Consider the following 10,674-nt stretch of genomic DNA (forward strand, 5'->3'; position numbering starts at 1 on the left):
CCGCTTGCTCACCACCCGCCAGTACGCCAGCAAGCCAAAACCGGCAATCGCAAGACTCGCGGTATTCGCGGCCCAGAACCCCCGCGCGCCGGTCAGCCATTCCGGCGTGACGCCACTTACGTTGAAGCCAAGCAGATATCCGCCACCCAGTCCCACGCCCCACAACGCAACCGCATAGATGACGGTCGGCACGACCGCCACCTTGTACGCGCGCAGAACGAACGCGGTGGTGATCTGCAACGCATCGAACAGGTGGTAGCACACGACGATCAGCACGAGCGGCAGCGCGGCGGCCACGACCTGCGCATTCGGCGTATAACCTTCGATGATGTACGGCCGCAGCACCAGCACGATCGCACCGTAACAACAGGCGATCGCGACCGCCATCATGATGCCGTGCCGCGACAGCGTGCGCGCCGCTTCCGGCCGATGCGCGCCGAGCGCCTGCGCGACCAGCGTCGACGAAGCGATGCCGATCGACAGCGGCGTCATGTACAGCACCGCGCCGATGTTGCCGGCGATCTGATGACCCGCGAGCGTCGTCGTGCCGAAGCGGGCGATGAAGAGCGCCATGAACGTGTAGGACGTGACCTCGATCAGATACGACAGGCCCATCGGAATGCCCAGCCGTAACTGCGCTGTCTGACGCCGCCAGACCGGCCAACAGAAGTGCGCGAAGATCGCGAACGGCCTGAACACGTCGACGCGCGTGAGCAGCACCATGCCGAGCACCGCCAGGCCCCAGTTGATCGTCGTGCTGGCGAGCGCGCACCCCGGCCCGCCGAGCGCCGGCACGCCGAGCCCACCGAAGATGAACCATGTATTGAGCGGAAACTTGAGCAGCAGCGCGCCGATCTGCAGGATCATCACGAGCCGCGGTCGGCCGACCGCATTGGTGATCGAACTGTAGACGCGAAATGCGAGGCCCGCCGGCAAGCCGAAGGCCAGAATCCGCAGATAGGCGACCGTGCGTTCATGCAGCGCGTCGGGCACGCGCGCGAGATGCAGCACCGGCCCGGGGAAAAACAGAATCAGGAAGCCGATGGCGGTCAGCGCGAGCGCGAGCCACAAGGACTGACGCACTTCCTCGCCGATCTCGCCATAGCGGCGCGCGCCATACAGTTGCGCGGCGATCGGCTGCAGCGCGGTCAGAATGCCGGTTAGCCCGATGTAGACGGAGATATAGATCGACGAGCCGAGACCGAGCGCGGCCAGATCGATCGCCGAGTAGCGGCCGACCATCGCCGTATCGATCACGCCGAACGCGATGATCGCCAGTTGGCCGATCAATACGGGCCATGCCAGCGCGGCAATTTTCCGTACGTCGGCGAACATGGTCAGTCGAGCTTCTTGTGCCAGCTGCGGCGTTTGACAACCGGCGGCTTCGGCCGGTCGATGCGCACGTACAGGCGGAAGCGTTCGTCGCGGTCGGCCACGCGGCGGCCTTCCCACACCAGCTTCCAGATGTAGTCGGGCAGCGCGCTCGGGTCGCCGTATTCCTGCGAGTCCTGGCGCAGGATCACGTCGCAGTCCTGGTCGAACGAGAAGTGCATGTCGCCGAAATAGGCGAAGGTCGCGATCTGCGCATTACCGAGCCGCACCGGCGAGATGCAGGTGTAGTCCTCCGGCAGATGGCTCGCGATCTGTTGCGCGACGTCCTTGTAGGTCCGGCTGTAGTTGACGACCGGCAGCCACAGCGTCATCAGCAGCACCCACATCAGCGTCGTGCCGGCGCTCGAGAGCACCACGCTGCGCCACAGGACCTTCGGATGACGCGCGAGACGCCAGCGCACCAGCATGAACCAGCACAGGGTCACGGCGACCGCGCACACGAACGACAGGATCTTGAACTGCGGCGCGAAGCCCGGCGCGAGACGCGCGAGGTTGCGCGCGAGCGGATGCGGGAAACCGGTCAGCCCGGCCAGATACACCAGCCAGACGAAACTGCCGAGAATCGTGAAGCTCAGCAGCGCGAACCAGTCGATTGCATTGATCGCGCCACGTTTGAGCGTGGGCAGCGCAAATGTGGCCAATACCGCGAGCGGCGGCAGCAACAGCATGTAGAGCCGGTTCGACTGGTGGCTCTGCAGGATCACCAGCACGAGCAGCGGCCCGATCACCGACAGCGGAATCGCCACGTGCGGCCCGCGCCGCAGACCCTTCCAACTGAACCACGACCATACCGCGAGCGGCCACGCCGGCCACGTGAAAAGCGGCAGGTTTTTCAGCGCGTACGCGGCGACCGAGCCGGGCGGGCCGGCGAACGAACTCAGGCTGACGTGCAGCCATTGATTCAGATACCAGACGGCGTCGTCCGGGAAGGCGGCGAGCGCCGCGATCGGCCACGATATCGCCACCACGAGCGCAATCGGCAAACCGGCCAGCAGCAGCCAGCGGCAGCGTGTTTCGCGCACGATCAGGGTCATCGCCAGTGTGCCGAGCAGCAGCGCGCCGACCAGCACAGGGCTGCTTGCCAATGTGACGAGACCGATTGCGAGGCCCCAGATGGCCGCGCCTTGAATCGGCTTGTCGATCATTCGCACGAGGCCGTACACGAGCATCGCGATACAGACGAACTGCGCGAGTTGCGGCGTGGTCTCGTGGCCGCGTTCGGCGAGCCCGAAGCAGGCGAGCAGGATCAGCAGCGCACCGTCGGCGAGCGTGCGGCCATAGTCGCGGGGTTCAGGCTCGCCGCCGAACGCGTACTTGAACGGCTGCACTTCGGCGCGCCGGCCGAGCAGATAGGCGGCATACCAGACGAACGCACAGCCCGCGCAGAACAGCAGACCCGTGAACACGCGCGAAGCGTTGCTCGCATCGACCCACGGCGAGAGCACGCGGATCGCACTGGCGCCGAGCCAGTAGCCGAGCGGCCCGTCTTCGGTCAGGTATTTGCCGACCAGATTCGGCAGCAGCCAGTCGTGTGCGCCGCCGTTCGCCATCGTCCACATGACACCGAAGCCGGCTGCGTCCTCGTTCTTCCACGGATCGCGGCCGAATAGTCCAAACGACGCGTAGACGATACAGATGGCTAGCAGCAGCCAGCGCGGCAGCGCGCTGGTCGCGGAGGCAGTGAGGCGAACGACAGGTCTCATGCGGTGTGTGGAAATTGGATAAGCGGTGCGGCCAGGACCGGACGGCGGGTCCGGCCGGTATGGCCCTTCTGGAGCATCCGGCATTGTAGTCGTGCCGTGCGATGCGCGTCACGACCGGTAACGGCCCGCAACGTCGTGGCGAATGCTGTAACACGGCACCGCAGGCAAGCACCGGAGGGTGGATCCGTGCCCAGGCCAGCGCTGCTGACGCACGAAGCGACCGACGCAGCTTCGCGCTGGAATTCAAAGCGGGCGCGGACCCAATGCACCGGTCGAGGCGACAAAAAAGGGCAGCTCACGCTGCCCTTTTTCGCTGCTTCGCTGTCGGCCAGAGCCGACGACGACGCGGATATTACTTCGCTGCTGCCTTGCCGGTCGCGCGCGTGCCGAACTTCTTGTTGAACTTCTCGACGCGGCCTGCCGTGTCCATGATCTTTTGTTGGCCGGTGTAGAACGGATGCGATTCCGACGACACTTCGATCTTGGCGAGCGGGTAGGTGTTGCCGTTGAATTCGGCGGTTTCACGCGTCTGGATGGTCGAGCGCGTCACGAACTTGAAGTCGTTCGACATATCGACGAACAGGACTTCGCGGTAATTCGGGTGAATGCCTTCTTTCATGATCTTTCCTTTAATCTGGCGGTAGCCAACCCGCGTGCGGGCCGCAATGAGCGCGGAACGCATCTAGGCGCGAGCCACTTGCCTATGGTCGAAAAACGGCGATTATGCCAGAAAATCAGTCGCTTGACGACTTTTCTGCCAGCTTTTCGGCAGCTGCCGGCCTTGGCCTTAACCGGCGCTGGCGGTCCAGGGCGGGGCGGTGCGCCGCCCGGGGCCGCACGGTGCCGGAAATTCGGCGCGCAGCGCCTTCACCTGCAGGTGCCGGACCTCGGGCGCTCCCCGCGCGTCAGCATCAGGCCGGCGCGAAGCCCAACCCGACGCGCGCCGGATCCTGCCGGTAAAAGCGCGACAGCAACCGGTATAACTCCGGATACTCCGCCTCGAACGCGTGCGGCTGCACGAATAGCGCCTCGCTGCACACGGCAAAGAATTCCGACGGATGGTCCGCGGCATACGGATCGATCAGCGAATCGCGTTCGAAACGCGCCCAGCGACGCTCCGGCACCGCGTCGACCCGTGCGCAGAAGTGGTCGTACGCGTGGTCGAACACGTCGCCCCAGGCTTGCGAATCGAGCGGCGCGTGCCAGCGGCGCATGAGCGGCGGGTGGCCGTCCGCCTCGCCGTTGAGCATGTCGATCTTGTGCGCGAATTCGTGGATCACGACGTTGTAGGCGTCCGGCCCCTCGGTGATCTGCGCGTCTTCCCACGACAGCACCACCGGGCCGCCTTCCCACGCTTCGCCGCTCGCGTCGTGTTCGACCTCGTGCACGACGCCGTCTTCGTCCTCGACCGTCTTGCGGATCACGAATTCGCCCGGGTAGACGATCACGCCGACCCACCCCCGGTACAGATCGAGACTCAGGTTCAGCACCGGCAGACACGCTTGCGCGGCGATCGCCACGGTCATCGCGTCGGTCAGCTCCAGCTCGTGCGCGGTCGAGAATTCCTTCTGCGCGATGAACAGGCTGGTCAGTTCGCGCAGACGCGCGAGGTCCGGGGCGTCGAGGTACGCGAGAAACGGCAGGCCGTCGAGCGTGGCTTGCCACAGCGCATCGTCGATCGCGTAGTCCCGCAGCGCGCGGTCGCGGCGACGCGTGCCCAACCATTGAGTGAGTTTCGAGAGCATGGCCCGATGCAACCTTTAGTCGATCTGTTTTTGCCACGCGGCGAAAAGGCCGCCGCATATCGCTACGCCGATCAGAAAATAGAAGCCGTCCAGCGAGGCCAGAAAGCTTGCCTGCTGCGCGACTGACCGGCTGATCTCGGCGATCGCCAGCGAGTGCGCGTCGGACGCGGTACGGCCCGCGGCGGCGAGACTATTCGTCAGCGCGGTGAGCGAGTTCTGGAACACTGGATTGTACGGATTCACGAACTCCGCGAGGCGAGTTTGATGCAATGCCTGCCGATGCTGTTCGACAATGATCACCGAGGCCGTGGCCAAGGAGATCGTCAGCTGCCGCACGATGTTCTTCAGCCGGTAGCCATGGGTGAATTCTTCGATCGCAAATATTCTGAAGGTCAGATTGGCGACCGGTAACACGATGAACAGCAGCAACAGTCCGCGCAGCAGCAGCGGCACGATCAGCGCCGCTTCGCCGACACCGGGCGACATGCGCGTCATCCACGCGGCGGCGAAGGCGGCCACCGCGAAGCCCGGCACGATGATCCACTTTTTGCGCGGAAGCAGCTTCGCATAACGCAGATAGACGAACAGCGCGCTCGCGGAAATCAGCGACGTCGTGCCGACCAGCCGCCCGGTGTTCTCGACTGGAAAGCCGAGGCCGCTTTCGAGAAAGCGCGAGATCAGATAGCTGAATACCGTTGAGATGTAGTAGTAGAACACGTACAGCACGAGCCCGGCCTGGAAGACCTTTTCGCGCAGCGCATGCAGGCGCATCAGCGGCGCGGGATGGTGCCACTGCTGATAGACGAACCAGCCCAGCGCGACAAGGCCGGCGACCGTCAGCAGGATCAACCCGGGCGATGCGCTGAACAACTGGAAGCGCACCTGTTGCATCACGATCTGCAGCGCGCCCTGGGCGAACGCGAAAATCAGATACGGCCAGAAATGCGCCGCCCCGCGCTCTTCGGGCAGGCGGTTGCCCGAGTCCGGCAACGCGAGCAGGGCCAGCACCGCAAACAGCACACCCACGGGCGCCGTGGACGCGAATAACGCGCGCCAGTCGAAATGCGCGACCAGTTGGCCGCCGACCAACGGGGCGAGCGCGCTGCTCAACACGATCAGCACAAGAAACGCGCGCGTGGCCGCCGGCCGCCGCTGTGGCGTGAAACTCATCTGGATCAGGATGCGGCAGGTGCCCATCATCGGACCGATGAAGTAGCCTTGAAAACCGCGCGCCAACGCGAGCTCGATCGACGATTCGCAGAGTGCGGCGGCCACCGCGCCGGCGGAATAGAGCAACATGCAGCCGGCCACGTAGCGCCGGTAGCCGACGCGCTCGACCCACCATTGCTGCTGAAGGATGCCGAGCACGGCGGCCACCGCATAGGCGCTCGAGGCCCACACCAGTTCGTCAGGCGATGCGTTGATGCCGCCGGCGATGTAGCTGGTGAAAAACGAAAAGATCGCGTTGTCGAAATAGTCGAGGCCGGTCACGACCGCCAGCACCCATGGGAAAAAATCGCCGCGCAGCTTTTCGACGCTGAACAGCGCGACGCGGGAGGACGTGGCGTTCATGACGATTCGTCCGCCGCCGACGTGCGTGATTTCCTGGTGCGTCTGGCGGACGATGCGCCGGCCGCTTTGCCCAGCGCGTTGCGGCGTTGCTCGAGCAACGCGTCTGCGTTCTCGCCGGCGAGGCGTCGTTCGAGATAGTCGAGGTCGGGGCTCAGTTCGGCGCGCTGCTTCTGCGCTTCCCTGAGTTCGCGGCGCATCGTTTCGATATGAGCGTCGAGCGCTTCGACCTGCTGTGCTATGGCGTCGCGAATCTGCTGCAGCGATTCGGTCGAGAAGCGATGGCCGCCATCGACCGCCTCAAGCGGACGTTTGAGCATTTCGGTGATGCCCTGCAGCGAAAAGCCGAGCGAGCGCAAACGGAGGATGCGGCCGAAGCGCTTCAGATCCTCTTCGTCGTACAGCCGGTAGCGGCCTTCGCTGCGGGTGGGCGAGACGAGGCCGCGTTCCTCGTAGTACTTCAGCGTACGTGGCGTGACGCCGAGTCGTTCGGCTGCGTCGCGCACGGTCAGCAGGGCGGGTGAGTCCTTCGACATGAGTAATGGACAGGTAGGGCGGACTGGCCGCATTGTACTCCAACGTGCACGTTCACGTTCATGTTGTGTACGCGGGCGGGGCCAGGGGCGCAAACTCTGCGGACGAAAAAAAAACCGCTCGTCATCGACGAGCGGTTTTTTCATGCAGGACGGCCGATATAGCTATGCCGGCGCGAGGCCTTAGCTGCCGCCACCGCGACGCATCATGTCGAAGAACTCGGAGTTGCTCTTCGTCTGGCGGATCTTGTCGAGCAGGAATTCCATCGACTCGACTTCGTCCATGTCGTGAATGAACTTGCGGAGCACCCAGATCTTTTGCAGGACTTCGGGCTTGATCAGCAGTTCTTCACGGCGCGTGCCGGACTTGTTCAGGTTGATCGACGGGTAGACGCGCTTCTCGGCAAGACGGCGCTCCAGGTGCACTTCCATGTTGCCGGTGCCCTTGAATTCTTCGTAGATCACGTCGTCCATGCGGCTGCCGGTTTCGATCAGCGCCGTACCGATGATGGTGAGCGAGCCGCCTTCCTCGATATTGCGCGCCGCACCGAAGAAGCGTTTCGGACGTTGTAGCGCGTTGGCGTCGACACCACCCGTCAGCACCTTGCCCGAGGCCGGCACGACGGTGTTGTAGGCGCGCGCGAGACGCGTGATCGAGTCAAGCAGAATCACCACGTCGTTCTTCATTTCGACGAGGCGCTTGGCTTTTTCGATCACCATTTCGGCGACCTGCACGTGACGCGCAGCGGGTTCGTCGAACGTGGACGCGATCACCTCCCCGGCCACCGAACGCTGCATTTCGGTCACTTCTTCAGGGCGTTCGTCGATCAGCAGCACGAACAGCACGACGTCGGGATGGTTCTGCTTGATCGCATGGGCGATGTGCTGAAGCATCACGGTCTTGCCGGACTTCGGCGAGGCCACCAGCAGGCCACGCTGGCCTTTGCCGATCGGCGCGATCATGTCGATGATGCGGCCCGTGACGTTTTCCTCGCCGCGCATTTCGCGCTCGAGCAGCAGCACCTTGTTCGGGTGCAGCGGCGTCAGGTTTTCGAACATGATCTTGTGCTTCGAGGCTTCCGGCGGCTGGCCGTTGACCTTGTCCACCTTCACCAGCGCGAAATAGCGTTCGCCGTCTTTCGGCGTACGCACTTCGCCTTCGATCGTGTCGCCCGTATGCAGGTTGAAGCGGCGGATTTGCGACGGGCTGATGTAAATATCATCCGTGCTGGCGAGGTATGAGGTTTCCGGCGAACGCAGGAAGCCGAAGCCGTCCGGCAGCACTTCGAGCGTGCCGTCGCCGAAAATCGTGTCGCCCGTTTTGGCTCGTTTTTTTAGAATGGCGAACATCAGTTCCTGCTTGCGCAGGCGGTTCGCACTTTCGATCTCGAGGCCGTTGGCCATCTCGATCAATTCGGACACGTGCAGAGTCTTAAGCTCGGATAAATGCATACGGAGAACCCGCAGGAGAAGGTGCGACGAAATGGAATCTGGGAGGAGAGTGAGCGGAACCGCTCAAGGACTTACACGTCTTTTCGACGTTTTGCGGATTCTAGCATAGCACACGCCAATTTCCGCCAGTGCGGCGTGATGGCATCTTTCTTGTCGAGCGTGTTGCCGGCTGACAACACGCTCATCTCGACGCGCTCGCCCGTCAAGCGGACTGCGGGCGCGCCGCTATGCGCCGCTTGCTTTACAGATTGCCGTCGAGGAACGCGGTGAGCTGCGACTTCGACAATGCGCCGACCTTCTGCGCGGCGACCGCGCCGTTCTTGAACAGGATCAGCGTGGGGATACCGCGCACGCCAAACTTGACCGGCGTCGATTGATGCTCGTCGACATTGATCTTGGCGATTTGCAGGCGATCAGCGTAATCCTTTGCGACTTCGTCGAGGATCGGCGCGATCATCTTGCACGGACCGCACCATTCGGCCCAGAAATCGAGCAGCACGGGTTTGTCGGATTTCACGACGTCCTGTTCGAACGATGCGTCGCTAATATGCTTGATTTGTTCGCTCATTGTATGAATACCTCTATCGGTTCGAGGCCCGCCTGAATTGCTCGCCACGATACGTCAAAACCTAAGGAAACTTCTGTTCGCTTTGCCGCATGCGGAACCTTGCTGACACGCCCGGAAAAACATGATGCCTTCTCCTGACATGTGCGCAAGGCACGCGCATGCGGGTCATCCGTACGGCAGTTTAGCTTAATTCGCTATGCGTTGCCGGGGGCGATAGTACTCATCAGGGGCAGTGGGGCCAACGGCTGCCGGTGAAGTGCCGCGACGTCCCAGTCACTGCAACGCACTGTATCTGGTGGCTGGCGCGGCGAACTCAAGTGCCTCCGCAGACGCTCGCGCCGGGCGGCTGCTATATGAACCGAAGAGCTTGATTCGCGCCTCGAGGTCGCTTTGCTCGTATTAACAGTCGCGCGATCGGCCAAGCGGTGATAGAATGTTTCGTGACGGGCCTCCTCGCATGGAGGGATGGTCAACCTGGTCAGGTCGGGAACGAAGCAGCCACAGCCGTTTTCCACCAGTGCCGAGGGTCGGGCTCGTCACCTTCCTTTTTCTTGCATCTGTCTGTTTCTTCTGTTTGTGTCTCCGCGGGTTTCTCCGCACCGTCTTCAAACTTGTGATTTACCCTTGGCATCGCCATTTTAGGTGTATGCGGTCGCGTCGCCATTGTCCTGCGCGCGCTCCATCTATTTTTTCCTATCGGTTCGGTAGCCGGTTTCAATCAAGCGGCGGGACGCCCTCATGTGCTGGTTTTGAGCGGCATCGTTACTGATACAATTTCCGGATGACCTATCAAGTTCTCGCACGCAAATGGCGGCCGAAGGATTTCGCGTCGCTCGTCGGACAGGAGCACGTGGTGCGCGCGCTCACGCATGCGCTCGACGGCGGCCGTCTGCACCATGCCTATCTGTTCACCGGCACGCGCGGCGTCGGCAAGACCACGCTGTCGCGTATCTTCGCCAAGGCGCTGAATTGCGAAACCGGTGTGACTTCCACTCCGTGCGGCGTATGTCGTGCATGCCGTGAGATCGACGAGGGGCGCTTTGTCGATTATGTGGAGATGGACGCGGCGAGCAATCGCGGTGTCGACGAAATGGCGGCGCTGCTGGAGCGTGCTGTGTATGCGCCGGTCGACGCGCGCTTCAAGGTCTACATGATCGACGAAGTGCACATGCTCACCAACCACGCCTTCAACGCGATGCTGAAGACTCTGGAAGAGCCGCCGTCACACGTCAAGTTCATCCTCGCCACCACCGATCCCCAGAAAATTCCGGTCACGGTGCTCTCGCGCTGTCTGCAGTTCAACCTGAAGCAGATGCCCGCGGGTCATATCGTCTCGCATCTCGAGCACATTCTCGGCGAGGAGAAAGTGCCGTACGACGCCCAGGCGCTGCGCCTGCTGGCGCGTGCCGCCGATGGTTCGATGCGCGATGCGTTGTCGCTGACCGATCAGGCGATCGCCTACTCCGCCAATCAGGTGAATGAAGACGCGGTGCGCGGCATGCTCGGCGCGCTCGATCAGAGCTATCTGATCCGCTTGCTCGACGCGCTCGCGGACGGCGACGGCGCGGCGGTGCTGGCGGTCGCCGACGAGATGGCATTGCGCAGCCTATCGTTTTCGACGGCCTTGCAGGATCTGGCGAGCTTGCTGCATCGGATCGCGTGGGCGCAGTTCGCGCCTTCGTCGGTGCTGGACGAGTGGCCCGAGGCCGGCG

Annotated in this window: 9 protein-coding genes and 1 other RNA gene; 2 read left to right on the forward strand and 8 right to left on the reverse strand. The window is 63.0% G+C overall.

The window, feature by feature from the left end; genetic code table 11:
- From CIC12_RS02795 to trxA, 8 genes are all read right to left on the reverse strand, one after another.
- Window positions 1-1,335 (reverse strand): MATE family efflux transporter (locus tag CIC12_RS02795; RefSeq protein ID WP_168661965.1); only part of this gene is annotated, 1,335 nt, incomplete at its 3' end.
- 2 nt (window positions 1,336-1,337) lie between these two features.
- Complete coding sequence (locus tag CIC12_RS02800) at window positions 1,338-3,095, reverse strand: ArnT family glycosyltransferase (protein ID WP_168661967.1); 1,758 nt, start codon at window positions 3,093-3,095, stop codon at window positions 1,338-1,340.
- Window positions 3,096-3,447: 352 nt separating this feature from the next.
- Window positions 3,448-3,714, reverse strand: a complete 267-nt coding sequence (locus CIC12_RS02805; protein ID WP_168661969.1) for a type B 50S ribosomal protein L31 — start codon at window positions 3,712-3,714, stop codon at window positions 3,448-3,450.
- A gap of 292 nt (window positions 3,715-4,006) precedes the next feature.
- Window positions 4,007-4,840: a M90 family metallopeptidase gene (locus tag CIC12_RS02810; RefSeq protein ID WP_168661971.1), complete on the reverse strand. Its 834-nt coding sequence runs from the start codon at window positions 4,838-4,840 to the stop codon at window positions 4,007-4,009.
- Window positions 4,841-4,855: 15 nt separating this feature from the next.
- Window positions 4,856-6,412, reverse strand: coding sequence for an MFS transporter (locus CIC12_RS02815; protein WP_168661973.1), 1,557 nt, complete (start codon window positions 6,410-6,412; stop codon window positions 4,856-4,858).
- Entirely contained in the window at window positions 6,409-6,945 is a 537-nt protein-coding gene (locus CIC12_RS02820; protein ID WP_168661976.1) for a MerR family transcriptional regulator, read from the reverse strand. Before CIC12_RS02820 ends, CIC12_RS02815 begins: the two co-directional genes overlap by 4 nt.
- Window positions 6,946-7,125: 180 nt before the next feature.
- A complete protein-coding gene (rho, locus tag CIC12_RS02825) occupies window positions 7,126-8,394 on the reverse strand; it encodes a transcription termination factor Rho (protein WP_006048863.1) in 1,269 nt (422 codons plus the stop codon).
- A 241-nt stretch (window positions 8,395-8,635) separates the two neighbouring features.
- Complete coding sequence (trxA, locus tag CIC12_RS02830) at window positions 8,636-8,962, reverse strand: thioredoxin TrxA (RefSeq protein WP_006048864.1); 327 nt, start codon at window positions 8,960-8,962, stop codon at window positions 8,636-8,638.
- A 442-nt stretch (window positions 8,963-9,404) separates the two neighbouring features.
- Between trxA and ffs the strand changes: the two genes are divergently transcribed.
- Together ffs and dnaX are read left to right on the forward strand one after the other, a co-directional pair.
- An RNA gene (gene ffs / locus CIC12_RS02835) (signal recognition particle sRNA small type) lies at window positions 9,405-9,503 on the forward strand.
- 240 nt (window positions 9,504-9,743) lie between these two features.
- Window positions 9,744-10,674 (forward strand): DNA polymerase III subunit gamma/tau (dnaX, locus tag CIC12_RS02840; RefSeq protein ID WP_168661977.1); only part of this gene is annotated, 931 nt, incomplete at its 3' end.

The sequence above is a fragment of the Paraburkholderia sp. SG-MS1 genome, from assembly GCF_012275575.1.
Classification (GTDB): Bacteria; Pseudomonadota; Gammaproteobacteria; order Burkholderiales; family Burkholderiaceae; genus Paraburkholderia.

Excerpts from the sequence above, each read along its gene's own strand:
- CIC12_RS02800 (WP_168661967.1), bottom strand. The coding sequence starts at position 3,095 with ATGAGACCTGTCGTTCGCCTCACTGCCTCCGCGACCAGCGCGCTGCCG.
- CIC12_RS02810 (WP_168661971.1), bottom strand. The coding sequence starts at position 4,840 with ATGCTCTCGAAACTCACTCAATGGTTGGGCACGCGTCGCCGCGACCGC.
- rho (WP_006048863.1), bottom strand. The coding sequence starts at position 8,394 with ATGCATTTATCCGAGCTTAAGACTCTGCACGTGTCCGAATTGATCGAG.
- trxA (WP_006048864.1), bottom strand. The coding sequence starts at position 8,962 with ATGAGCGAACAAATCAAGCATATTAGCGACGCATCGTTCGAACAGGAC.
- CIC12_RS02805 (WP_168661969.1), bottom strand. The coding sequence starts at position 3,714 with ATGAAAGAAGGCATTCACCCGAATTACCGCGAAGTCCTGTTCGTCGAT.
- CIC12_RS02815 (WP_168661973.1), bottom strand. The coding sequence starts at position 6,412 with ATGAACGCCACGTCCTCCCGCGTCGCGCTGTTCAGCGTCGAAAAGCTG.
- CIC12_RS02820 (WP_168661976.1), bottom strand. The coding sequence starts at position 6,945 with ATGTCGAAGGACTCACCCGCCCTGCTGACCGTGCGCGACGCAGCCGAA.